At 36.7% G+C, this 25,539-nt stretch carries 21 protein-coding genes and 3 pseudogenes; 3 read left to right on the top strand and 21 right to left on the bottom strand.

Annotated features, from left to right (window positions below; genetic code table 11):
• Positions 1 to 109 precede the first annotated feature (109 nt).
• From adhE to PQ474_RS05300, 7 genes are all read right to left on the bottom strand, one after another.
• Positions 110 to 2,713, bottom strand: coding sequence for a bifunctional acetaldehyde-CoA/alcohol dehydrogenase (gene adhE, locus PQ474_RS05270; protein WP_273840997.1), 2,604 nt, complete (start codon positions 2,711 to 2,713; stop codon positions 110 to 112).
• Between the two features lie 48 nt (positions 2,714 to 2,761).
• Positions 2,762 to 2,986, bottom strand: coding sequence for a hypothetical protein (locus tag PQ474_RS05275; RefSeq protein WP_273840998.1), 225 nt, complete (start codon positions 2,984 to 2,986; stop codon positions 2,762 to 2,764).
• A gap of 329 nt (positions 2,987 to 3,315) precedes the next feature.
• Entirely contained in the window at positions 3,316 to 6,051 is a 2,736-nt protein-coding gene (locus PQ474_RS05280) for a GTPase domain-containing protein (RefSeq protein ID WP_273840999.1), read from the bottom strand.
• A 280-nt stretch (positions 6,052 to 6,331) separates the two neighbouring features.
• Complete coding sequence (locus PQ474_RS05285; protein ID WP_273841000.1) at positions 6,332 to 7,132, bottom strand: alpha/beta hydrolase; 801 nt, start codon at positions 7,130 to 7,132, stop codon at positions 6,332 to 6,334.
• Between the two features lie 167 nt (positions 7,133 to 7,299).
• Positions 7,300 to 8,742, bottom strand: coding sequence for a carbon starvation CstA family protein (locus tag PQ474_RS05290; RefSeq protein ID WP_273841001.1), 1,443 nt, complete (start codon positions 8,740 to 8,742; stop codon positions 7,300 to 7,302).
• Between the two features lie 129 nt (positions 8,743 to 8,871).
• Positions 8,872 to 9,606: a LytR/AlgR family response regulator transcription factor gene (locus PQ474_RS05295; RefSeq protein ID WP_273841002.1), complete on the bottom strand. Its 735-nt coding sequence runs from the start codon at positions 9,604 to 9,606 to the stop codon at positions 8,872 to 8,874.
• Complete coding sequence (locus PQ474_RS05300; protein WP_273841003.1) at positions 9,603 to 11,354, bottom strand: sensor histidine kinase; 1,752 nt, start codon at positions 11,352 to 11,354, stop codon at positions 9,603 to 9,605. The genes PQ474_RS05295 and PQ474_RS05300 overlap by 4 nt, the downstream gene beginning before the upstream one ends.
• A 348-nt stretch (positions 11,355 to 11,702) precedes the next feature.
• Between PQ474_RS05300 and PQ474_RS05305 the strand changes: the two are divergent.
• Both PQ474_RS05305 and PQ474_RS05310 read left to right on the top strand, forming a co-directional pair.
• A pseudogene (locus PQ474_RS05305) lies at positions 11,703 to 11,841 on the top strand (Ger(x)C family spore germination protein); the annotation flags it as partial.
• The gene (locus tag PQ474_RS05310) at positions 11,801 to 12,244 is read left to right on the top strand and encodes a TetR/AcrR family transcriptional regulator C-terminal domain-containing protein (protein WP_273841004.1); all 444 of its coding nucleotides are present in this window, start codon (positions 11,801 to 11,803) and stop codon (positions 12,242 to 12,244) included. The pseudogene PQ474_RS05305 and the gene PQ474_RS05310, both read left to right, overlap by 41 nt.
• A 778-nt stretch (positions 12,245 to 13,022) precedes the next feature.
• On the opposite strand, the gene PQ474_RS05315 is transcribed toward PQ474_RS05310, so the two are convergent.
• The 3 genes from PQ474_RS05315 to PQ474_RS05325 form a co-directional block, all read right to left on the bottom strand.
• A complete protein-coding gene (locus tag PQ474_RS05315) occupies positions 13,023 to 13,172 on the bottom strand; it encodes a hypothetical protein (protein WP_273841005.1) in 150 nt (49 codons plus the stop codon).
• A 164-nt stretch (positions 13,173 to 13,336) separates the two neighbouring features.
• Positions 13,337 to 14,137 carry a (2Fe-2S)-binding protein gene (locus tag PQ474_RS05320; RefSeq protein WP_273841006.1) on the bottom strand — a complete coding sequence of 267 codons (801 nt, stop codon included), beginning with the start codon at positions 14,135 to 14,137 and terminating at the stop codon, positions 13,337 to 13,339.
• Positions 14,138 to 14,173: 36 nt separating this feature from the next.
• Entirely contained in the window at positions 14,174 to 14,968 is a 795-nt protein-coding gene (locus tag PQ474_RS05325; RefSeq protein WP_273841007.1) for an ABC transporter ATP-binding protein, read from the bottom strand.
• A 294-nt stretch (positions 14,969 to 15,262) separates the two neighbouring features.
• Between PQ474_RS05325 and PQ474_RS05330 the strand changes: the two genes are divergently transcribed.
• Positions 15,263 to 15,937: a hypothetical protein gene (locus PQ474_RS05330; RefSeq protein WP_273841008.1), complete on the top strand. Its 675-nt coding sequence runs from the start codon at positions 15,263 to 15,265 to the stop codon at positions 15,935 to 15,937.
• Between the two features lie 149 nt (positions 15,938 to 16,086).
• Here PQ474_RS05330 and PQ474_RS05335 read toward each other — a convergent pair.
• The 11 genes and pseudogenes from PQ474_RS05335 to PQ474_RS05385 form a co-directional block, all read right to left on the bottom strand.
• Positions 16,087 to 16,231 (bottom strand): annotated as a pseudogene (locus PQ474_RS05335) (zinc ribbon domain-containing protein); the annotation flags it as partial.
• A gap of 60 nt (positions 16,232 to 16,291) precedes the next feature.
• Positions 16,292 to 16,552, bottom strand: coding sequence for a sporulation-specific transcription regulator SpoVIF (gene spoVIF, locus PQ474_RS05340; protein ID WP_273841009.1), 261 nt, complete (start codon positions 16,550 to 16,552; stop codon positions 16,292 to 16,294).
• A 77-nt stretch (positions 16,553 to 16,629) separates the two neighbouring features.
• The gene (locus PQ474_RS05345) at positions 16,630 to 16,728 is read right to left on the bottom strand and encodes a YjcZ family sporulation protein (RefSeq protein WP_273841010.1); all 99 of its coding nucleotides are present in this window, start codon (positions 16,726 to 16,728) and stop codon (positions 16,630 to 16,632) included.
• 456 nt (positions 16,729 to 17,184) lie between these two features.
• Positions 17,185 to 17,523 (bottom strand): hypothetical protein, encoded by a 339-nt coding sequence (locus PQ474_RS05350; RefSeq protein WP_273841011.1) that lies wholly within the window; start codon positions 17,521 to 17,523, stop codon positions 17,185 to 17,187.
• 86 nt (positions 17,524 to 17,609) lie between these two features.
• Positions 17,610 to 18,278: a hypothetical protein gene (locus PQ474_RS05355; protein WP_273841012.1), complete on the bottom strand. Its 669-nt coding sequence runs from the start codon at positions 18,276 to 18,278 to the stop codon at positions 17,610 to 17,612.
• A 553-nt stretch (positions 18,279 to 18,831) separates the two neighbouring features.
• A complete protein-coding gene (locus PQ474_RS05360; protein ID WP_273841013.1) occupies positions 18,832 to 19,752 on the bottom strand; it encodes an NAD(P)/FAD-dependent oxidoreductase in 921 nt (306 codons plus the stop codon).
• A gap of 100 nt (positions 19,753 to 19,852) precedes the next feature.
• Entirely contained in the window at positions 19,853 to 20,290 is a 438-nt protein-coding gene (locus PQ474_RS05365) for a peptidylprolyl isomerase (RefSeq protein ID WP_273841014.1), read from the bottom strand.
• 282 nt (positions 20,291 to 20,572) lie between these two features.
• Positions 20,573 to 21,208, bottom strand: coding sequence for a bifunctional 4-hydroxy-2-oxoglutarate aldolase/2-dehydro-3-deoxy-phosphogluconate aldolase (locus PQ474_RS05370; protein WP_273841015.1), 636 nt, complete (start codon positions 21,206 to 21,208; stop codon positions 20,573 to 20,575).
• 27 nt (positions 21,209 to 21,235) lie between these two features.
• A complete protein-coding gene (locus PQ474_RS05375) occupies positions 21,236 to 22,762 on the bottom strand; it encodes a tagaturonate reductase (protein ID WP_273841016.1) in 1,527 nt (508 codons plus the stop codon).
• 56 nt (positions 22,763 to 22,818) lie between these two features.
• Complete coding sequence (locus PQ474_RS05380) at positions 22,819 to 24,315, bottom strand: UxaA family hydrolase (RefSeq protein ID WP_273841017.1); 1,497 nt, start codon at positions 24,313 to 24,315, stop codon at positions 22,819 to 22,821.
• Positions 24,316 to 24,405: 90 nt separating this feature from the next.
• Positions 24,406 to 25,398 (bottom strand): annotated as a pseudogene (locus tag PQ474_RS05385) (bile acid:sodium symporter family protein).
• Positions 25,399 to 25,539 lie beyond the last annotated feature (141 nt).

Below are 25,539 nucleotides of genomic sequence, written 5' to 3' on the forward strand. Positions count from 1 at the left end.
AAAGGGGTCTCCATTCTTGTCCTATGTCTATTAAAAATGTGCTTGTATCATAAAGAACTAAACAATAAAGAATAGGAGGTTGTCTCTAAGAGACAACCTCCTCACTTCTTTAAACCCCTTTATATGCTGCTCTATACACCTCTGCTAATTCTGTCACTAACGGAAGCTTAGGGTTAGCCGTGGTACATTGATCTTCAAAAGCACGTTCAGCTAAATAGTCAACCTTGCTTTCAAACACTTTTTCATCTACTCCATTGTCCTTAATGCTCATTGGAATATCCATTTCTTTTGCTAGCTTAATAATGGCTTGAACGAGACTCTCAACACCTTGTTCCGTCGTATCTGCTTTTAAGCCTAGTACTTTAGCAATTTCTGCGTAGCGTTTGTCGGCAATGAAATTCTTATATTTCGGAAATGCAGCAAATTTTGTCGGCTTCGTTGCATTATAACGAATCACGTGTGGCATTAAGATCGTATTAGAACGACCATGAGCGATATGGAACTCAGCTCCTAACTTATGCGCCAAACTGTGGTTGATACCAAGGAATGCGTTCGCAAATGCCATCCCAGCAATTGTTGATGCATTATGCATTTTTTCACGTGCTTCTTCGTCACTACCATTCCGATATGCTCGAGGTAAATATTCAAACACAAGTTGAATAGCTTTCATTGCAAGGCCATCTGTGTAATCATTGGCCATAATAGACACATAGGCTTCAATTGCATGGGTTAGAACGTCCATACCTGTATCAGCCGTTATATGTTTAGGAACAGTCATCACAAACTGTGGATCAATAATGGCCACATCAGGTGTCAATTCATAATCAGCTAACGGGTATTTAATGTTTTGTTTTTTATCAGTAATAACTGAGAATGAAGTTACCTCAGATCCTGTTCCAGATGTTGTTGGAATTGCAACAAACTGAGCAATGTTCCCAAGCTTAGGATACTTAAATACTCTTTTGCGAATATCCAAGAACTTCTGTTTTAAGCCTGTAAAATCAGTATCAGGATGCTCGTAAAATAACCACATTCCTTTAGCTGCATCCATTGCTGATCCTCCTCCAAGGGCAATAATGCAATCAGGTTGGAAGGTTCTCATCATTTCAGCGCCTTTTTCAACTGTTTCAATTGATGGATCCGGCTCTACATCAGAAAAGATCTCGCAGTGTACATAATCTGGACGCTGACGTAAATAGTGCAATACTTTATCAACATAGCCAAGCTTAACCATACCAGGATCGGTTACAATGAAGGCTTTTGTGATGTTCGGCATTTTTGCTAAATATTGCGTTGAATTTTTCTCAAAGTAGATTTTTGATGGAATTTTAAACCATTGCATATTCACATTTCTCCGCGCTATTTTTTTGACATTAGTTAGATGAACCGTTCCTACGTTGGTAGACACAGAGTTTTTCCCATAAGATCCACAACCTAGTGTTAAAGATGGAAGAAACGCATTGTAAATGTCTCCAATCGCCCCTTGAGAAGATGGAGCATTTGCAATAATTCTGCATGCTTTCATGCGAATACCAAATTGTCTAATCACTTCTTCATTTTCAGAATGAATGACAGCTGAATGACCTAAGCCGCCAAATTCAAGCATTTCCTCTGCACGTGTTAACCCTTCAGTTGTTGAACGAACACGGTAGCATGCAAGAACAGGACTTAATTTTTCCCTTGATAATGGGTGTTTTGGTCCCACTCCTTTTAACTCTGCAAGCAAGATCTTTGTATCTTCAGGAACTGTAACTCCAGCAAGATTTGCAATGAAGAAAGCTGATTTCCCAACGATGTCTGCATTAACGGCACAAGTCGTCTCGTTAATAACAAGCTTTTCTATTTTTGCTTTTTCTGCATCATTTAAGAAGTAGCATTTATTATCAATTAACTCTTTCTTTACTTCATTATAAATAGCATCATCAATGATAACCGCTTGTTCAGATGCACAAATCATTCCGTTATCAAACGTTTTAGATAAAATTAAATCATTCACCGCACGCTTGACATCAGCCGTTTTCTCAATATAGCACGGTACGTTACCAGGTCCTACACCTAATGCAGGTTTTCCAGTGCTATAAGCAGATTTAACCATCCCAGCACCACCGGTTGCTAGTACAAGAGCCACACCTTCATGGTTCATTAATGCTTTCGTTGCTTCTATTGACGGAGCTTCAATCCATTGAATGCAGTGTTCTGGTGCTCCTGCTAAAACCGCTGCATCTCTCAAGATTCTTGCTGCCTCGCTGCTGCATTTTTGAGCAGAAGGATGAAAAGCGAAGATGATCGGATTTCTCGTTTTAATGGCAATCAGTGCTTTAAACATGGTTGTAGATGTTGGATTTGTAACAGGAGTTACACCGGCTACGACTCCAACTGGCTCAGCAATTTCAATCAGACCATCAAACTCATTTTCGTTAATCACACCAACGGTTTTATCATACTTAATATTATGATACACATATTCCGTTGAGAATAAGTTCTTAATAATCTTATCTTCAAATACACCGCGCTTCGTTTCCTCAACCGCTAGTTTTGCTAACCCCATATGTTGCTCAAGACCGGCTAATGACATTTGCTTTACAATTTTATCTACTTGATCCTGATCAAACTGCAAGAACTGTTTTAGTGCCTTTTGACCATTAGTGACTAATTGATCAACTGCTTTTAATACCTCTGTTTTTTCTACTAACTGTTTTTGATCTACAACCATGTTAAAGCCTCCTATTTGTGAAGTTCTTCACAAGTGATTTTAGAAAAATTATGCACACACTGGATTTCTAGGAATCTTTGTAATAGATATATCTGCAATCATTCTTGTTCCTTTTTTAATAATACATACATAATTGACTGTCCATATATAGGCTGGAATGTCATCATCTTCAAACATCATTGCTTCAAATTCATCATTTACTACCTCTTCAAAAGCAGCTTGTGTATAGATTTCTGTATCAGTTGAAAAATCCTTCCATTCACATAACATCATCTTTCTCTCACTCCTTTATCTCTTGTTTCTAGCTTATAAGATGATTTTAAGTGCTAGCCTCTTAAAAAAATGTGATTTCTATCACAAAAGCAATTCTTTTTAATAAAATAGTTATACGCCTACTCAGTAAAGCTATACACTGCATTTTTGTGAAAACATTCACATAAAATAATAAAATAAATGAGCTGCTTTTGTTTCCATCCCCTCCTTTTATTTCTAGTTTAAATATAGCACTAACGATCAAGAAAAACATTGTGAAACATTGAACAATGTATGAATAATTTTAAAACTCATTCATCTAGAAAATGAATGAGTTTTAATTATGACTGTTACGTCGCAGGTAGAAGCATCTTGCTTCCCTTCCCGATTAGTTCATATTGCCGTAGTTTTACTTTGAATAAAGTTAAAGGATCTACGTAAATTTCAGGATTTGATTTTAATTTATTTAAAGATTCATGATGAGCAGTTATTTGTAATTCAGCTTCTTTAATGCCTTCTTCTATGTCGGTAAATGGATTTCTAAAAGACATAGAGATATCTCTTTCTAGCCCTCGTTCAAATAGTTCAAACTGCATCATAAACTGATTCACTATAGTTTCCGTCACTTGTTCATAGTTTTCATTCTCTATGAATTTTTTATACATGGTAAATAACATTGATTTATTCGATGGCAATACGCCAAATAATTTTCCCGAACTCTTTAACAGCAACTGTGATGGTGTTAAACGTAGCAAAACATTTACCTCATCTAACCGAACACCATTTGTCATTCGATCCATATCACGATACCAGTCATCAAGTATTCTAAAATCACAATTAAATTTAAAACGCTCCTCTCGATATAACCGGTTGAACCCTTCGCACATTTCCTTTAAATAAGATTGAGTTCGAATAAATTCCACATTCGAGGTTTCAAGCCATTGTTGGATCGAATTCGAATAGGAGGGGAGTAGTGAACCTTGAATGTATTGTTGAATTCGGTGATTCATTTCTTTGTTCAATTCAATATGAAGTTTTTTGAAATCACTCGCTTCTGTTACAAAATTGGAACACTCTCTTAGCAATTCTGGAATAGCTGCTTGTAAGTTGCTTTTCATTTCTTCTTTTACTGTTTGATAAGATTCTTTAATGACTTGAATTTTTTCTTTTTCCAAATCACTTAATTGATGAATCGCACCATTTAATTTCGTGACAACTTCTTCATTCCAGTGAATAGACTCAATCAATTCATTTTCCATATCCACTCGTTTTTGAAGAAGATGGGTAATCGTTTTACGAATTAAGAGTAATCGTTTTTTATTTCGTTGCTTTTCTTTGTTTCGATAAACTGCGATCGATTCTACTAATTCCGTTAGGCCTCTTAGATGTGGTTGAGTCAAAATAGAGGAATAAGCCAAAACCTTAGCATTTGGAAAATAGCTGTGAATCCTAGATTCTGTCTCTTCTAAAATTCTCAATGATTCTTGGTCATTAAAAACATCTATTTTATTTAAAATGAAATGAATCGGTAAATCAGGTGCCTGCTGATGAACGTTCAAAAGCATTTTTCTCTCATCATCTGTGAATGGTGTATTAGCACTTAGAACGAATAACAGACCATCCGCTAAATCAATCATATGTGAATCTTTGCTTTCACTATTATTCAAGTAATTCGTTGTATGAAGCAATGCAAGATGATTCTCTCTTAAATAACGTGAAGGAAGTCTCATGTCAATTAGATGAGGTTGACGGCGCAATGCACTAATGGATTGAAATTCTTCTAACGTTAGACCTATTTCTTCGCTTGAGTCTGTTAATTTATTAATTTGTAATTCTGAATGATCTTTAATAACAATCGTTGAATGAGATGATGATTCTAAAATCGGTTCACCTATGATTGAATTGATGAATGTTGATTTTCCGTTTCCTGCGCTTCCAGCAATTAAAAGATGGTTGACCTCTGTAGCAGTTAGTTCTTGCATGATCCATTTAAACTGATTGCCAACTTCAATCTCGTGATTTGCTGCCCACTGTACAATAGATTCAAATAACTCTAGACATTGTTCTAATTGATTTGTATATTTGCTAGATTGACTGAGAATTGTTTCAGCCTCTTTTAGCACAATAGATGTAAGCTTTGCTGGGAATATATCCTCCCATGCAACGACTGCCGCCGCTGTTACGACTTTAATATGTGTAATTTTCAACCAATTCGTTAGTAGGTTCGGTACAACATCTGCGATCTCATTTATGTAATAAGTTCCATCAATTAAATGAAAATACGTTTCTTCAAACTGTTTCGATAGATTAACCCATTCATCTGTTTGATACACATCAATCGTTTGGAAAAGCTGGTTAACTTGATAGATCCAATCAAAATAAAATGGACCGTTCTGATAACTTTTCCAGAACGATAGAGTTAGTCGTTCAAATCGTTTCTGGTCCTTCTCCGCTAACTTACTTAGTACTGCATGAAAGTAATCAGGCTCAATGGTTTTTGTTAACCTTTTATTCACGTACGCATCGAGTGTATCGAACCATTCAAACTCCTCCGTACGTAACGCTTCATTTACAGTTAATTCAATGACATTGCTGTAATCTCTATATTCCTCAAAAAAGGATCTCGCTATTGCTGTGACATTTGGATAATCTGGGTTCAAAGCCACTGTATCTTTGATGACTTCAGCTGCTTTCTCTAACTGTTCTTGGTCCATATAGAGTGAGAAAAGTTGTAAGGCTTTCTCTGTTTTAAGCGTTAAGTTGTCTGTTTCAACCGATAAATAGATCTCTTCAGCTTCTTGAAGCATGCCAAGTTCATAATATGAATCAGCCATATTCTTTCTAGCCCAAGGTTGTAATTCGTTGTGAATGTTTTCCCATTTGAAAATAGCCGCTTCAAAATCTTTATAAAAATAATATACTTCCCCTTGTGAATAGCGAATATATGATAGATCTGGTAATTCATTTTTTAATTCCTCTAGAGAAACTTCTGCCAACACCTTAACGAGATCTGTATTTTCTTCTTTGTTTATAAATTTTTTAAAGTACATTTTTTTGATTAATTCATTTTCTAGTATCATAGTCATTTCCTTCCCCGATATTTTAAAGATTGTTTCATTTTACCAAACAATCTCTCGTGAATGAGACAAAATTTCTTCCCAAAAATAAATATATTAAAATCGGGCTAGCTTTATCCCGATATTGTAACAAATTTTTTTTGGGTAGGAAGTTTCATTTACATTTCATTTTAACGACAATTCCCTCCTACATTTAAATAATTTTACATGTTTTTAATTTTTTTTATAGATTGTAGATCCGATCCACCCAAAAAGGTTGAATGAGCTTTCCATTCAACCCTCTCTAATATTAACTTTTGTTATTATTCCAGTGCTTTGTCAACCACAATTGACAGAGCTTTGTCCATGTATGAGCTTCTGGGTGTTCTGTAGCAAGCCCTAGTCCATGACGACCACTTTCAAATGTATGAAGCTCAAATGAAACTTGATTTCGACTTAAAGCAGTAGCGAGTAGCAGTGCATTTTCAACAGGGACACTTGCATCATCTGATGTATGCCAAATGAACGTTGGCGGTGTTTGCTTTGTCACCTGTGTCTCAATTGATAATGCTCGTTCTAAAATACGGGGAGCATCTTCACCAATTAAATGATTTCTTGATCCTTCATGCTTAAATTCACCAAAGGTTATAACGGGATAGCATAATACCATTAAGTCAGGTCGACTGCTTTGCCTTTCAATTTCTTCTTCGGCTTCTTTGTTTCCTAGATCAAATAGGGTTCCTGCTGTTGATGCAACATGTCCTCCAGCTGAAAAGCCTAAAATACCAACTTTTGTTTCATCAATTTTCCACCGACGAGCATTCGTCCGTACGTAACGAATCGCACGCTTAGCATCCGTTAACGGAGCAGGATGCTTATAAGGATACACTCGGTAATTCAACACAAAAGCAGATATTCCTATTGAGTTTAACCATAACGCAATAGGCTCGCCTTCATGTGATGCTCGTCTCACATAGCCACCACCTGGACAAATAATCATAGCAGGAGCCTGTTGCTCTGACGATACTAAATAAGGAATGAGTGTGGGGGAATCCTCTTCTTTTTCTCCTAGTGCATATGGAATTTGTTCTTCCCATAATTTGATTTCCATTGTTGACCTCCTATCATTGTACAGAGTCGTTATATTATATTTTACTATACGTAGCTGTTTACGACCTTCTTCCCTCCTAAATCACAACGTAGGCCTTCATTCTCTTCCATTTTACACGAACAGTTAAAAAGAAGCGTAACCCTAGTAGGATTACGCTTTTAAAAATATTAAGCTGCTTTATCCATATCATCATCCAACTCAAAATTAGCTACTGCGCGGTTCAGCTTAATTTTATAAGCGAAAAGCGCTAGGATGATCATTGTTCCAACAGATGCTGCAAGATAAGCTGTTGACATTGGCAACCCGAATCCAATCGGTGCACTAAAGATAAACGTTAGTGAGACCATTGTCATGAATGTAGCTGGAATCGTCGCAACCCAGTGGAATTTCTTTTGAATCGCTAGATACATCGCTCCAACAAATAAGGCAATGGCACTAAGCGCTGCATTTGTTACACCAAAATATCTCCATAATAACGTAAAATCCATTGTAGTAAGAATGAATGAAATCACAAATAGCGGCAATGCGATCCAAAGACGACTAGCAATTTTTAGCTGTGGTACTTTAATATAATCAGCAATGATCATTCGTGCTGAGCGGAATGCTGTATCTCCAGAAGTGATTGGTAAAACGATTACACCAAGTACAGCCAATGTTCCACCAATTGCACCAAGTAACGTAAATGCTACTTCACTTACAACAAGACCTGCTCCACCAGTTGAAATCAATTCGCTTAAGTCTGTTCCATAGAAAAGACTCATTGCTGCAGCTGCCCAAATCATTGCAATAATCCCTTCAACAATCATCATGCCATAAAAAACTTTACGTCCATTTTTCTCATTTTCAAGAGTACGTGAAATGATCGGTGACTGTGTAGCATGGAATCCAGAAACAGCTCCACAAGCAATTGTAATAAATAAAATTGGGAAAATAGCCGTTCCAGCAGGATGCATATTTTCAAACGTTAATTCAGGAATCGGTGCTCCTGTAACAATTAACATTCCTCCAATACCAATTGCACTAATTAATAAAAGTGCTCCCAGGATTGGATAAACCTTACCGATGATTTTATCAACAGGTAATAAAGTTGCAAAGATATAGTAAACAAAAATAGCTAATGTAATGACGCTTAATGCAACCCAACCATTCATTAAGTTAAATAATAATCCAGCAGGCGCCGTTACGAAAACGGTTCCAACAAGTAGTAACAGAAGAACAGCTACTGCATTAACAAAATGTTTCATGAATTTACCTAAGAATTTACCAGCAAGCTGTGGCAAATGAGCTCCTTTATTACGAATAGAGATCATCCCTGTTAAATAATCATGGACAGCCCCTGCAAAAATACAACCTACAACGATCCAAATGAAAGCAACCGGGCCATACAAAGCTCCCATAATTGGTCCGAAGATCGGTCCAACACCGGCAATATTTAATAGTTGAATTAACGAGTTTCGGTTGGTTCCCATTGGGATATAATCGACTCCGTCTTTCATACTATAAGCTGGAGTTGGTCTAGCCGATCTTACTTCAAACATTTTTTCAATGAATTTACCATACGTGAAATACGCTATAATTAAAAGTGCAATAGATCCTAGAAATGTAATCATTTCGAACACCTCTCCCTTTATTGAATACGCTTTCATTATAACTGCATTCGAACGTTTTTGTGTCGAAATTGTGATAACATGTTAGAAGAGGCCACCAACATGCTTATATTGAAGTACCAAATGCATTCATTAGAGCTCCAAACGTTCCCTTAAACCTTTCACATAGTTTCTACTCACTGGTATTTCCTCTTTCTGTCCCTCTACTTTTACTTGATATGCACCATTAAACCACGGGATCAATTGCTCGACCTTATCAAGATTTACTAGATAACTTTTATGTGTACGATAGAAAGAAAAGCCTCTGAGCTTTTCCTCTAACTCTTTTATAGGAGTCTTTGTATTGAACGTCCGAACCTTCGTACAAATCATCGTCTCACGGTCTTCGCGAAAAACATACGTGATATCAAGAGGAGATACATAAACAATTCGACCGTCATGTTCAACAGCCAACCTTGCACTCGATTTCGCTCTTTCGTCATTTGTTTCTTTCGTTGTTAATCTCTCTGTGATTCTAGCCATTGTTTCTGAGAGTTGATCCTCATCAAATGGTTTCACTAAATAATCTAATGCTTGAACTCGAAAAGCTTTGGCAGCATAGTCAGGATAGGCCGTTGCGAAAATGATTAGAGGCATCTTTTTTAGATTTTGTAGTACTTTTACTAATTCTAATCCAGACATTTGTGGCATTTCAATATCAACAAAAATCACATCTGGCTCTTTTGTCATCACCATCTCTAACCCTTTTTCACCTGAGTCTGCTTCAGCAACAATGTCTATGTCTTCATATTGTTCAAGTAAGAATTTTAATTCATCTCGACTATAAGGTTCATCGTCAATAATTACTGTTTTAATCACTTTAGTCATTTATTTTCCTCCTTTTTTATTGGGATATAAAAAGAAACAGTCGTTCCTTCCCCTTCTTTACTATCTACTCTTAATCTCGACTCAGCTGTATACATCATTTCCAACCGCCGATTTACATTATAAAGTCCAATCCCTGTTCCCGTTACAGATTCCAGTCCTTCTTTTCCAAGCTCTTTCAATCGTTTCTTGTTCATTCCTTTGCCGTTATCTTTAATCGATAGAAGAACTGCCCCTTTGTCTTTCTTTATTTGGATAAGAATCCGACTGTTACTGTGTAATTGTTTCACCCCATGTTTGATAGCGTTCTCCACAATTGGTTGTAACGTCATTGGAGGAATTTGGATAGGCAATGCCTCCTCATCAATTACATATTGTACCGTTAGTCTATCCGAGAACCTAGTTTCTTCTATTTCTAAATAAGATTTTACATGCTTTAACTCTTCCTCTAATGTCGTTTCTGTAGCCGTAGTTCCCGCTAGATTTTGTCTAAAAAAATGAGAGAGTGAAATTAATAATTTTCTTGCTTTCAATGGGTCTGTTCGAACAAGAGCAACAATTGTATTTAACGCATTAAATAAGAAGTGAGGACTTACTTGCGCTTGCAAGGCTTTTATTTCAGCTTGCTTCGCTAATTCTAAATGACGATCTACTTCAGATAACTCTAATTGATGACTTAGTAAGGTGGAAAGTCCTTTACTTAGCTCAATGGTCGTAGGAGATGGATCCTTTTCTGATTTAAAATAAAATTTTAAGGTCCCAATTGTTTCATCTTTAATTTTAAGAGGAGAGATAATCGCTGAATGGAGTTTGCAATTCTCTACTCCACAATGGATCTCATCTGGGCCTGCAATAACTAATTGCCCCTCTTTCAGAACACGTTTTGTGGCAATTGTTTTAATATCTTCGTTGATTAAGTGATGGTCTTCACCTATCCCAACATACGCAATAATCTTTTCTTTGTTGGTAATCGAAACTGCGTCCACGTTTACTTCTTTCAAGAGAATTTGACATGTTGGTTGTGCAGACTGAGAAGTTAATCCTTTCCGTAAATATTTCAATGTGAGATCAGCTAATTTTAGTGCTTTTTGAGCCTGCATGGACCCCATTTTTTCTTCTTCATGAATCACATTACGGATAATAAGAATGAAGATTGCTGCTCCAATTCCGTTTGCTACAATCATCGGGATACCAATGCTTTCTACTAGTCTTAATGATTGATCAAAAGGCCTAGCAACAAGTAAGATGATTCCCATTTGAACGGCTTCTGCTAACATTCCTACGATTAAAGCTGTTTGTAAGGAAATGATGCGATTGTTTTTATTTTTTTTATAAAAGTATCCAGCCATTGCCCCAGCAATAATCGTGGATAAGCCACAAGCAATACCAGTAAAGCCTCCAAGGAAATAACGATGGACACCGGCAATAAGCCCCGCACCTATCCCAACCTTCCACCCACCTAAAAGGCCTGCAACGACCACACCAATGACTCGTGAATTCGCTATGGCTTCTCCTTCTCCTAAGTCGACAGCCCAGCGGATATAAGTTGCTTGATCGGGGTTAACCGTCAATCCTGTGTATGTACCGATGATCCCGAAAAAACCAAACATCAAAATCACACTCACTTGGTTACGTGTGGAAATCTCTCTTTTTTCGATTAGATGTCTGATAAATTTAAAGCGAGTCATGACAAAAGCCACAGTAACGATGATCCCTAGGCCTTCTAGCATGACTAATATCAGTTCCCACATACTTTTCCCCCCTTGTTTATGTTGTTACAGATTTATAAGATGTTTAAGATTTACATAATCGTGACACTGGTGCTAATCATTATGAGATGATACTAGCTGAAATTCGCTGTAACAACTCCAACCATCTCTTATACTCTCCCCTTATTCGATCTTTTCATTTTACTATAGAACAGCCTGACAAGAACAACAACAAAAAAACTCTACGGTTCCTTGAGAACCGAGAGTTATATCTAATCATAGATCACTTCTCTAAGTTTGTTACTATCTTCAGTTAGAATCTGATTGGCAAATTCGTTATTTGTAGGGGCGACAATTAGCCCTTTTACTTTTGCTGACAACTGACTAATGTCATCAAGAATTTCGCGAAGACTTTATTTATGCTCATACAAATCTGGTGGTTATTGGCGAAAAGTTAGCAAGAGAAGATGGGTATAACCCGTTAATGGATGCTCTTGACCGTGATCCTGAGTTTCGAACTACGGCAACCTGATTTGTTGGCTTATTCACTAAAGGAAATTGCCGAGGAGTTTCATTTTGCGGATAGTAACTTTGAAGAGGTGCATTTAAAGTTATTTAATGTGGGGCTTAAATATAAACGATTATTATCCCAGCTCTTCTTAGAAGAAAGGGATTCATTGAGGTATATCATAAGAAACGAATTGACTATGGGTTTGAAGCAGGATATTTTGAGTGACGATATAAATCCATCCATTTCTACTTCTTCTGAAATTGGGATCGCCGCGTTTGCCGGAGCTACTCTAGGCGTTTTAAATTGGTGGATCGAAAATGGGATGACGCTTAGTGGTGAAGAAGTTTACAAGGAAATCAAGCAGGTATTGAATTGGGAGCATCTCGAAAAGATTCATGATGAGATGGCTGCTAAGGAATAAGTAACCGATTTATTTATTTTGTCCGGACAAAGACGAACAAGGTTATTTAGCTTCCTTTAAGCATTCGATAAAGTACGGTATTTTTTACGGCAATATTGAGAATGGGGAATGAAGAAGAGTCTCTAACCATAGATTATGTAATAAAGTTGAAATGTCCGTAAAATATATTTAAAGGAAAAGACGTATTTTTAAATAACTTGGATCTGCAGGGATCTCCTGCATAGGAATTTGCTCGATATGAAGGTCTTATATGGATATCAATGTCATCATATGTCGTTGTTGTAGTAAATTCCCCATCCCATAAGTCATCTTCTGTTTCATAATCAAATGTTTTTTGATGTTGCTGCATAAGAATTAGAACTATTTCCGAATAAACTAATCAGAAGGATTGTAAACACACTTAGAACTGATAGTGTCTTTTTCATCTCCTAATTTCCGCTTTTAATAATTTTAGTCTAAACAATTGACAGACAAGCTTGATACCTCATAATCACATCTATACATGTGTTAATTGATACCAACTTTTTAAGTTTCTTCATCTCTTTCACTCCCTTTTGTGTGTAATTGAATAATAAGTAACAACCAGTCGTTACTTATTATTCAATTACATAAAGGTAATATTTAGCAATCAATATAAATATACAAGTTTACTGGAGGTTACATATGATTATTGGTTATGCACGTGTTTTTACTATTGACCAAAACTTAGATCGTCAATGGTCCATACGACGTTTTTGATTAATAGAGACGATTCGTATAGCCTTCTTGTAACCTCCGACTAACTCCCTCTACGGTCGTCCCAGGAATTTTTGCAATGATCATCTAAGCAAGAAATGGTTTTGTTACGCACTAATTCACTTGCCATACCAATAAGTGCACGTAATTCTTCTTCCGTTTCTACTGTATCTTGAAACGGAAATTCTTCCACTTTATGCCCCCTCTATGTATCTGAAGCCAAGATAATTTCCTTTCGTTTCCACCAACAGAATGTTTCAAAACCAATAAACAATTTTCACCCAAGTAATTATACAACCATTATAGTACGAAATTCCATGTTAAACGTTTCTCACTACATATAAAAAAGAGACCTCTCTACTGAGTGATCTCTGCAATAATCTCTTTTTTTCGTCGTTCTCTTTCAGTCGGCGTCATTCGTGGGCACGTATAACACTTTGCCTTTGCCCCCACAGTTTGATAGTAAAGGCAACAAGTTGGCTTCATTCTCTGCATTAAACCAGGGGTTGTAGGATTCTCAATTTCAATGTAAGGGAAATCTAATCTATTTTTCAAACTATTAAAAAGAACCTGACTTGCCTCTTTCGTAATCCATTGAAAGTCTTGATTTAACCTTCTCCGTTCTTCTTCAGTCTCTGCTAGGTTCAATGCAACCTTCCACCCATATTCTAAACCATGAAGCAGTTGTCCCCAAAGTTCACGCGGTCGAATATCAACAATATCGGCTAAATGATCTAAAAGCGGGGTAATCGTTGATGTGAAAAGAGAGGAAATATGCTTCCTTTTCCACTCTACCGTTCCATCTCCTTTTTGCCAGTCCCCGCCATTAAGTGTAAAGACCATTGAATCCAACTGATATTTCTCATTTCTATATAACTGAGTACTCACAGTGCTAAGAGTTAATGGGGTTACCACTTGATGCAACGTGAGCATCGTAATAAATCCTGAACATGTAATTCCAAACATACTAAAGAAATACGTGGCTGGCACTTGAGGCTTTAGAGCTTTCATTTGTTTGCTATACAGTTCTAGGAAAAGAGTAGCTTGGTTCGTTTCAAATAAATCTATTAACTTGCTCTCATAATAAACAGATTCCTGATCTTTACTAGATAGAAAAAAATGTTTATCTACTAACTGCTTGTAGACTACCTTATCCATCATCTTCTCCCCTAGCAATACATGTATTTTGTATAGTTATCCCAATTGTCCTACTAAGTCGTACGTAACACATACCGGTTTATGAGTCCGCGGATCAGTCACAACCTCTGCATCAATATGAAACACATCCCTTAGAACATCAGATGTCATAACTTGCTTCGGTGTTCCTTCTTTTATTATCGTTCCTTTATTTAAGGCAACCATATGATCAGCAAAACGTGCTGCATGATTCAGGTCATGAATGACCATTACAATCGTACGGCCTTGCTCTTTGTTTAAGCGCTCTAATAATTGTAAAATTTCAAGTTGATGAGCCAGGTCTAAATAAGTTGTCGGTTCATCTAAAAGGAGTAAATCCGTATCTTGAGCAAGAGCCATCGCAATCCACACTCGTTGGCGTTGTCCACCTGATAAGGCGTCAATTGGGCGTTCTTGATAATCAATCATTCCTGTAACTTCTAAAGCCCACTTTACCATTTGACGATCTTCCTTCGTCAATTTCCCAAAACCTTTTTGGTGAGGAAAACGCCCGTATGAAACAAGTTCCGCTACCGTTAATCCATTTGGAGCCTCTGGAGTTTGTGGGAGAATTGCCATCTTTTTCGCAATCGTCTTTGTTGATTCCTTATGAATCGCTCTACCATCTAAATAGATAGCCCCCGATTTCGAAGCATGTATTCTAGCCATTGTTTTTAAGATCGTTGACTTTCCGCATCCGTTAGGTCCAATTACTGTTGTTACCTTTCCTTCTGGAATCTCTAAATCCAACCCTTTAACAATATCCGCACTACCATATGAAATGCTTAATTTTTCTGTTGCTAATTGAACCATGCGAATACCTCCAATTCATTTCCTTCATGAGTAAAAAAGAGAATATAGCGCTCCTAATAGAGAAATGACAATCCCCAGTTAACCACAACCAATATCGATAATCATTATCATTTACAGTATAAAGCCTCTTCATTTAAACTTCAATCATTTTTTCTAACATATATATTAAAAGGAAAGTATGGGGTTATCCTCAAAGACCCAGAAAATAGGTCATTTACTCAGGTACATACACCCTTCCATCCGGGATATTTGTGAATAGACTATTCTGAGAGGTAAAGAAAGGAGGGTTAAACGATGGCCAAGAAGAAAATTGATTTTGATTTTGACTTAGGGCTTAATTTGGATTTCGATCTTGACCTTGGAATCGATAAAGATTTTGACTTTCAAGAGAAATTCACTGAACTTTGTATGAAAAAGATCCAGAAAAAAAAGCAAAAAAACGATAAAGAAAAGGATATAGATAAACCTAAATGCTCAAAAGATAAAAAGGATATCAATAAACGATTCAAAAAAACGGCCAAGGATTTGATTAGTTTAAAACCTATTGAATTAAAAGACCTTTTCGATAACAAAAAAGAAGAATGTCTTAAGAAGCCAAACAAACTAGAACCATCAAAAGATCCTGAATGTTCTAAAAAAGAACACGCAAAAGATCTTAAATATCTAAAAAAGTTGAAACCCTTGAAAGATCTCGATAAATTAGATGACCTAGACGACCTCAAACATTTAAAGAAGCTTAAGCATCTTAAATCAAAAAAAGATTGTATTTGCGAGGTCATTAAGAAATTCGAAGGCAAAAGAGTGTCCATACGCACAAAATCCGGAGAAGGAATTACAGGTACAATAGCTAAAGTTAAGAAAAACAATTGTGTTGTCATTGACCAACGTGCAATGGTTTCTCCACCTGAACCCGCTCTCCGCACCATTATTAATTGTAAAGATATTGAGAGTATCTCTAAGTTTGTTTAAATAAAAAGTAACACAAATCACAGGGTGATTTGTGTTCTTTTCATTAAGATAAGGCATGCAATTTTTATTTAAAACTCCCAATCAGCATCCCTGACATATTACTTAATATATCTATCTTCCTTATTATCATTCTATTCTCTATTAAGATGCTAAACTTTGTCTGCGGTTAATCGTAATGCTTCATTACGAAGATTGATACTTGCGTTAATATCCCTTTGGTAATGACTTTTGCATGTTGGGCAAGTCCATTCACGTAAGGCAAGATTTTTTAACGTCTTTGTGTTTGTGACCACATAGCGTTAAGTTACGGCTAAAATTATAAAAGAAAACTTGTAACCAAATTCACGTTACAAGTTATTTTTTCTGATCTAACATTTTAGCAACCGTATCAAAGTTAACTGACTTTGAATCATTTACTAGCGTTTGTACGATTTGTTCTTCCATCTCTTTTGTAACCGTCTTATTGGCAACTTTTGATACCTCTTGAACAATTCGTCTAACCGTTTGTTCATCATTAAAATTAGCATTTTGAAATGAGTTTGCTAATTTAAGAACATCCGTCATTTTAACACCAGTTTTCTTTTCAATGTTGTGAAAAAATCCTTTTCCAAACAATATAAATCCTCCTCTTATTGGAGTAGGAAATTGCCCCATGGTCAAAGTGGAGCAATTCCTACATGTCAATAGTCATATTAGTAGCCGTAGCTACAGTATGACGCGCCAATGATGATTAACAAGATGAACAATACAACAAGTAATGCAAAGCCACCTCCGTGTGCGTATCCAGACATGTAGAACACCTCCCTTAACCAGCAAGTAAATAGCAGTTAACTACTATTCTTCGTTACTATATGCGAGTTAAAAACGACATGTTTGGGTAAATGTATAGATTTTTTTAAAAAGCTTAATTAACTTATTTTTCGTAGTAGCCATACTTGCTGCTTGGCCTTTATAATCCTTTACCTAACCTTCCTAACAGTCATTACATCCTCCAAAAATACAATCACATCTTGCACTCCTTTGTATCTCCCACTATCACGTATGTTGATCTATATACCCCTTTTCTCCATCAAGAAAAATCATTGCTATCTTTTGATAGACACCCGAATAATCAAGGGTACCGCATTATCACTGAACAGGTTTATATAAATTATCTTCAAGCCACCGCTCCAATCATGTAAAAAAGACAAAGAGAAAAGCAAAAGCTTCTCTCTTTGTCTTTTTAATTGATGCCACTACTTCAAATATTAAATCCACCAAAAGCCTGGACGTTTCTCTGTTTTATCGTCTGTCGGCTCTGTTTGTACTGGTTTCGCTGGTCTAGGTGGGCCAAATAAAAGCCTTGCCCAAGGATCGACTTTTTTCTCATCCTCTGGGGCTTTTTTATCATCTTTTACAGGTTTTTTATCTTCAACTGGCTTCTTATCCTTAACCGGCTTACAATCTGGTTTCTTATCTTCTATCGGCTTTTCAACAGGTTGTTCACATACTGGCTTTTTACTCTCCACTGGTTTACTTGGTTTCTTCCCTATAGATCCTGGAATTGTCATATCTCTCCCAATTGTTGGGTTGCGATGTTCATACATTCTGCATTCTCCTTTTCCATTAGATTTACTATATGGTTATAGTCTATGGAGAAAACAACTAGTTTGACTGGGTTTCTATGCAACCATTACAAGATCATGACACCATCTAAACTATGAAAAAAACGTTTCGATTGAAAAGGCTCGGATTCCGCTTCCTTACTCAACTGGATGAATTCATTAATGTTCATATTCACTTCTTGTTCAAGCGAATGAACTCCAAGAATGGGCTCATTCTCATATTCATTCACTAACCAAGTTGCTAAGCCACTTGGAGATTTTAGGACATTGAACGATGTAATCACGTGATCAATGGAGAAGGTCTCAAGCAGTCTTAAGGCTTGTTCTAACTTTAAAAATGTTTCTCTTTCACCCAACTCCCAACTTGACTCAAGAGTTGCTAATATTTCCTTCATCTTACCAATCGTATTTGAATCTAATTCTTCTCTCAAAGGAAGTTGATCTAAAATTTCAGAAAAGGAATCGTCACCAATCATAATTGTTTTCGGATCCATCTCTTCAATCATAAAATAGCCGATAAAGGCCGTTGGCAGGAATATATATTGCACAAATCCTGTAACCGCTTTAATATCTTCAAAAAGCAAACGAACTGATTCTTGTTGACCTGAATAAGAATTCAAAATCTGACCTATAAAGATTAAATCATTCTGTTTATAGATTTGATTGCTTGGTGAAAGCCAAGTGTCCCCTTGCCTTACTTTCTTTTTCCAATAATTAGGATATCGGTATTTACACAAATTCGCACCTACTCTCTAGTAAACACTAGGTTTCATCAAAACAGGCAGCCCTTTTTAACCACAAAGATCTGCCTGTTCAAGTTAATTAGAACAAAAGATTCATCTATTTTTCCCCTATTGCTAATCCTCTATTCATATTTACCACATCATACTAAAAATCTGTGCATCAAGCTACTCTTTTTCACCTTAAATAGTCGTATTCATCCGCTTATTAACGAGCCTAGTAGCTCCATTTGTTATAAAATAGAATAGTAATGAATGATGGAGATCATTATATATTAAAGACATTCCTACTCGGTTTCGTAACCTTTATTTCCGTAAGTGGGCTATTATTAGTAATAGGTTCAGATTGGAATATCGCCTTTTAGTTCAATTTCGTTTTTATGAAAAAACAGCATCTATTTTTGTTGCTGGAGGCTTCGTTATTCCTTTCTTGCACGTTAGTTTATTTAGTTATGTAGGTGGACACTTTTATTCTAAGAAAGTCACACTAAGCCAATTTTAGACATTCTGAACATTATAAAAGCCTGTCCTCCTTAGGAGGTTCAGGCCATTATTGTTGCTTATTCCAGTCTTCTTCGACAAATTCTTTATTCATATAGACACCTGTTTCATATCCTTCGCTTGCCGCACCCATTAACCCAGTAAAGCGTTTGGCAGCGTCACCAATAATAAACAGTCCATCTACACTTGTTTTTCCATGCTCTTTTGTTTCGAATCCATGTTGATCATTTAATTTCACTCCTAATTTTTCTGGAAGCATCGTTGCTTGCCTAGCTCCTGTATTCACAATGAATCCAGACTTACGATTTATCTTCTCCCCATCATTGAAAACGAGATGGTCTAAAAATCCATCATGTGATAGAACCTCTTTAATCGGAGTTTCAATCAAACGAACATTATGCTCGTGTAACTCGAGTTTTTCTTTTTCTGTTAGTGAAGCAGGACCATTTGTCGCTACAACTAAGTCCTTACTCCAATTATAAATTAATCTGACATAGTGAATGAGATTTTTTTTGTTACCAATCATGGCAATAGGTTGATCTCGATGTTCCCACCCATCGCAATAAGGACAAGAAAAGACCGACTTCCCATAAACTTGATCAAGTCCTGGTATATCAGGAATATCTTCTTTTAACCCTGTTGCAAAAATCAATTTCCTGCTAAACATCACTGTACCAGTTTGGGTCGTTGTTTTAAATTGACTTTGATCGTGATCGACCTCTTCGACCAAGTCGTTTAAAATCGTTACATTAGCATAGGTATTCATTTGTTCAAGCGCCAATTCTCGAAGTTCAAAAGGCTTAATCCCATCTCTTGTTAAAAAACCATGTGATTCATATGTCACCTCATTTCGCGGATGACCCGAGTCAATTAAGACTACACTTCTTCTTGAACGTCCGAGTACTAAGGCTGCACTTAAGCCTCCTGGCCCGCCCCCAACTATGACAACATCAACCGTTCTTTGATCCATTCTAAAAAACCCCTTCCCAAGCTTGGTCGTACAGGTAGCTCACTTCTATTCAAAAATAAAAAAGGCAGACTTAGTCTGCCCTTCTCTTTTACATCCTATTCTATTCTTCGTCCCAAACCTTAACTTCTTGCATTGTATCGCCTTGTTTAATGCGGTACACAGAATCAAGACCTTCAACAACTTGTCCAAATACAGTATGCACACCATCTAAATGCGGTTGTGGCTCATGCACGATAAAGAACTGACTGCCACCTGTATCTTTTCCAGCGTGTGCCATTGAAAGAGAACCTGCAACATGCTTATGTGGGTTACCAGCAGTTTCGCATTTAATTGAATAGCCAGCGCCACCTGTTCCATTACCAGTAGGGCAACCGCCTTGAGCCACAAAGCCAGGGATTACACGGTGAAACGTTAATCCATTATAGAAACCTTCATTTGCTAACTTCTCAAAATTTTCAACATGTCCAGGTGCTGCTTCTGGGAAGAACTCGATCACAAGCTTTTCACCATTTTCAAAAGAGATAGAACCTTTTTTCATATGTATAGCCTCCATTTTTGGGTAGATTCACTTTATTGTACACGATTCGCATTGTAATGTGAAATCGAAAAGGCTAACCTAGGTAAATTCGTATTTTTTTTTTGAATTGTCCCGTTGGTAAGGCTCTCATCCTAAGTAAACAGTTAATTGCATTTTTGAATTATAACTGCGAATTTGTCCACTTTCAACTAGAACAATTCTTCCTTTATTTATTTACTCAATAAAGACAAATGTCATTAATGGAAAAAAGCTCCTGAAACTTGTTCAGGAGCTTTTTTCCTGTTATTTTCTTGCTTGTTGAACGGCTTCAACGAAAAGCTTCGATTTTGCCGTAATCGCAAGTAAAGCTTCCTCATCGATTTTCGAAGGAACGAGCGTGCTTCCGACACCCAGACCAACTGCTCCTGATTTAATATAAGCCCCTGCATTATCTAAATCAATGCCACCTGTTACCATCAATGGGATGTGAGGCAACGGCCCTTTTACATTTTTAATATAAGAAGGACCTACAACTCCAGCAGGGAACACTTTAATGAGATCAGCTCCATTTTCATAAGCAGTAAGGATTTCAGTAGGTGTGAATGCTCCTGGGATACTTAATACACCGTAGCGTTTTGACATCTTGATCGTTTCAGGATTTACTGTAGGAGAGAATACAAATCGAGCCCCTGATAAAATGGCTGCACGAGCCGTTTCTGGGTCTAATACAGTTCCTGCTCCAACAATGACATCCTCATTTGCGAGTTCAGAGGCTACCTTTTCTATGATCGCCATAGCTTTTGGGGTTTCCACTGTTATTTCTAGTGCCTTTACGCCACCTTCTCTAAGTGCTTTACCTATTTTAACGATATTTTCTGGTTTTGAACCACGGATTACTGCTACAATTCCACTTTCAGTGATTTGCTTTAATAAATTCATACTTATCTCCAGTCTGACTTTTGCCCTTTATTTTGTTGCTATTTCAGTCAACCTTTTTAAGCTTTCTTTCATACCAAGTTGCAAGATGTTACTCGTATCTGTAATGAGCATTTCATTTAAACCTTCAACCTCATTTAAATTCATTCCCCAGAGTTCAACATCAGCTAATACTTCTGTTACGAGCTCCTGAATTCCTACTGCACTTCCATCAAATTCATTCCAAACATTTGTAAATGTCGTAATGGCTTCTTTATTATCACGAATCGTATATTCATCCGTTCCCCTTTTCCCAACTAGGAAATCTCCCTCAACGCGATCTGCTCGGTAATAGGTAATGAGCGCGGCAAGTGAAAAAACAATAGACCGTGGAAGTTTTTGATTCAATTCTACATAATCCAATAGCGATGGAATTAGCCTTGATTTGAATTTATAAACTGCATTCATACCAATGTCTGCTAAGTAATGCTTGTTGTAGGGGTTTAAAAATCTTTCTACAACTGAATCAAGAAATGGCTGTTTTTCCTCATCATCCATTTTTACAGTTGGGAAAATTTCTTCAGTCATTCCGTTTCTCACAAACTCAGAAAGTGTTTCATCTTCCATTGCCTCAAGTACAGTATCTACTCCTGATAAATAACAAGCAGCAAACATCATGGTATGAGGTCCATTTAAAAGTCGAACTTTTAGTTCACGATAAGGTGTGACATCTCCCCACTTTACATTCAACTCCGCCTTATGAAACGGAAGACGATTCGCAACATCATCTCCTGCGTCAATTGCGAACATATGATAAGGCTCCCCAGCGGTTAACAGGATATCTTCGTAGCCAAGTAATTGATGATAATCGTCAATTGTATCTTTCGGATAACCTGTAACAATACGGTCGACTAATGAATTACAAAATTGGTTGTGTTCCTCTAACCAATTCACATAATCAACGGGTAAATCCCAATCACGTGCATAGCGTAAAACAAGCTCCTTTAAAACATCTCCGTTTCCTTCTACTAACTCACAAGGTATTAAAACCAATCCAGCATTAGGTTTTCCCTTCATTACTTCGTATCGGTGATACAAAAAGGCAGTAACTTTACCTGGAAAAGATAATGGTGATTTGTTTGGGTCATAGTCTTCTTTTAAATATGTCAAACCTGCTTCTGTTGTATTAGAAAATAGAAATTCTAAATCCGGAGACTCTGCTAAATTTAATACTTGATTCCAATCTTTATAAGGATTGATCCCTCTTGAAATGGAAGAAATAATCTCATTGCTCTTTACAACCTCGCCATTTTCAATTCCTCTTAGAGCAAGAGTATACAAACCATCTTGAGCCTCTAATTTAGGAACCACTTTTCCATGTGGAGTCGGCTGAATCGCAACTACCTTTCCATTAAATAAACCTCGCTTATTCATTTCATGGACCATCCAATCAACAAATCCTCTAATAAAATTCCCTTCTCCGAATTGAATGATTTTTTCTGGTAAATGCTCTTGATATTCATAGGTGACATGTACTGGTAAATCTTCTGCTTTTAGTGATCGATTTAACGGTTGCATTTGTAAGCACTCCTTCGTTTTAAAAAATTTCGTCTCTATTTCTAAACACACAGTTTTTATAGAATGACGCCATCCTTGAAGATAGAAATTTCTTTGAATCCATTTCTTTCATTATTCGTACGAACATCACCAGAGGCTAATGCGAGAATGTAATCGAATAACTCATCTGTCATTTCATCCATTTCTTTACCGTGAACGAGCTCTCCAGCATTAAAATCAATCCAGTTCTTCTTTTTCTCCGCAAGTGGTGTGTTCGTAGACATTTTTACTGTTGGTACAGGTCCACCGAACGGAGTGCCTCTACCTGTAGTGAAAATAACAATATGAGCACCAGAAGCAGCTAATGCCGTAACGGAAACTAAGTCATTTCCAGGACCCTGTACTAAATTTAACCCCGGAGATGTAACACGACCTCCATATGGCAATACATCGTTAACAGGCGAGAAACCACCTTTTTGTACACAGCCTAGTGACTTTTCTTCTAACGTTGTAATTCCACCTTTTTTATTGCCTGGGGAAGGATTCTCGTAAACTACTTGATCATGCTTAATAAAGTACTCTTTAAAATCATTGACTAAATCTACAATCATATTGAAAACCTTTTCATTTTTTGCACGATTCATGAGGATCGTTTCTGCACCGAACATTTCTGGTACTTCTGTTAAAACAGATGTTCCTCCATGGGAGATCAACTTATCAGAAAACGATCCTACAAGTGGATTAGCGGTAATTCCAGAGAACCCATCCGATCCTCCGCATTTTAATCCTACTTTCAACTTAGAAACGGGAACTTCTTCTCGTTTAAATGTTTGTGCGTATAACACTAATTCTTCTAGTAACTCTAAGCCTTCGTCTAACTCATCATCGGCTTCTTGAACCCCAAGGAATTTCACTCGGTTCTCATCATAATCACCAATTACTTTTTTAAATTCAGCAATATGGTTATTCTCACAACCTAATCCTAGAACAAGAATACCAGCAGCATTAGGATGATGAACTAAGTTACTTAAAATCTTCTGCGTATTATGAAGGTCATCCCCGAGCTGCGAACAACCGAATAAATGTGGGTAATGATAAATACCATCAATACCCTGTCCGTCAAATTGTTTATCTGCCGTTTTTGCAAGTAGCTCAGCTGTTTTGTTAATACAACCCACTGTATTAATAATCCAGATTTCATTCCGAATTCCTACCTCACCATTTGCGCGTACATAGCCTTTAAATGTTCTTTCTTGCGTGGCTTTCTTTGAAATAGCCGGTTCATTTTGACCATAGGAATATTCCAATGTACCTGATAAGTTGGTTTTCGTATTATGTGTGTGTACCCATTGACCTACTTCTATGGCTTCTTTTGCATGACCAATTGGAAAACCATATTTCATAATATCCTGACCTTGATTAATTGCTTCAATTGCTACCTTGTGACCTACTGGTACATCTTCCTTTAAGATGATGTCTTTATCTTCAAATGTAAGGGCTTCCCCTTTTTCATAGTCCTTCAACGTAACAATAACATTATCAGTCTTGTTAACTAGAATATAAGTTGAGCTCATGTTGACCTCCTAAGGTTTGTTTTTTCTTAGAGTGGAATAACAACGTTGTTATTTATGATTTTATAGAAGGTTTATTAAATTGTCAATTTTTTAATTAATCATTTTCATCTCATGATTAATATTCTCTTTATTCTCTTTATTCTCTTTATTCTCTAGATAGTTTGAGAGAATACGTCCATAAACTGCAGCTAATGTTTGCTGAAACAAAGTACCCAACACAATCGGAACGGATACTTGGGGTGGGAAATATAAAATGGCTATCGTAGCTCCTACACTAATATTTCTCATTCCACTATTAAATAGCAAGCTAATGATCACTTCGTTCTCTAGCTTTAATATTTTCCCAGTCAAGGCTCCTAATACATACCCTATTGATGCAAGACAGAAAACCGCGAACGTAATCTGCATTAACTTCCATTCAAGCGTAATCACCGGTGCAGCTACTGAACTATTAATCGCAATCACAAAAAGTAGTCCAACCTTTGAAAATGGTGCAAATGTGGATTTAACATCTTTATGTTTCACATAGGGAAGATAGTTTAAAGCGATTCCAAGTAATGATGGAACCACGATCATCCAAAATAAACTACTCATTAAACTTAAGGTGTTTATTTCTACACTTGTACCAACTAATATAGCAAGCGAAAGCGGGATCAGTATTGGTGATAGCAACGTGTTCACTAAAACAATTAACAATGTTACTTATGCATTCCCTTTATAGATCGATACCCACATGAGACTAATTACACCCGTAGGAATAATAAAAGCTATAATTAACCCTACTATCGTGAGCTGATCAGTTGAAAAAAATAAATGGCCTACCCCTAAAGCTAGACATGGCATTACTACTTGGATGATGAATAACGAAAGAAAAATGGGACCTGGATGCATGATGGCATTTTTCAGTTTCTCTAATTTAATACCAACACTACTTGATAGCGTTATGAATGCAAATATCCAAGGAACCATTAAGACCCAAGAGTCTAATAAACTTGCTAGTAATAAACCGATTATGACACTTATTGGAGTCAAAAATGGCATTCGCTTTTCTAGCTGTAAATTGATTGTTTTTAACATGTTCATACTCCTTTGTTTTGGAAGAAGTGGTGTCGTTTTACGCAAGCTCCGCTCATTGCTGAGTTTGATCAAAAAGGTAAAGACCAACCTTTTTTTGATTAAGTTGCATTGGCTTCTCTCGTTGCACGCCTTTTTGAGAAGATCACT

It is taken from the genome of Halalkalibacter alkalisediminis (genome assembly GCF_028610705.1).
GTDB lineage: Bacteria > Bacillota > Bacilli > Bacillales > Bacillaceae_D > Halalkalibacter > Halalkalibacter alkalisediminis.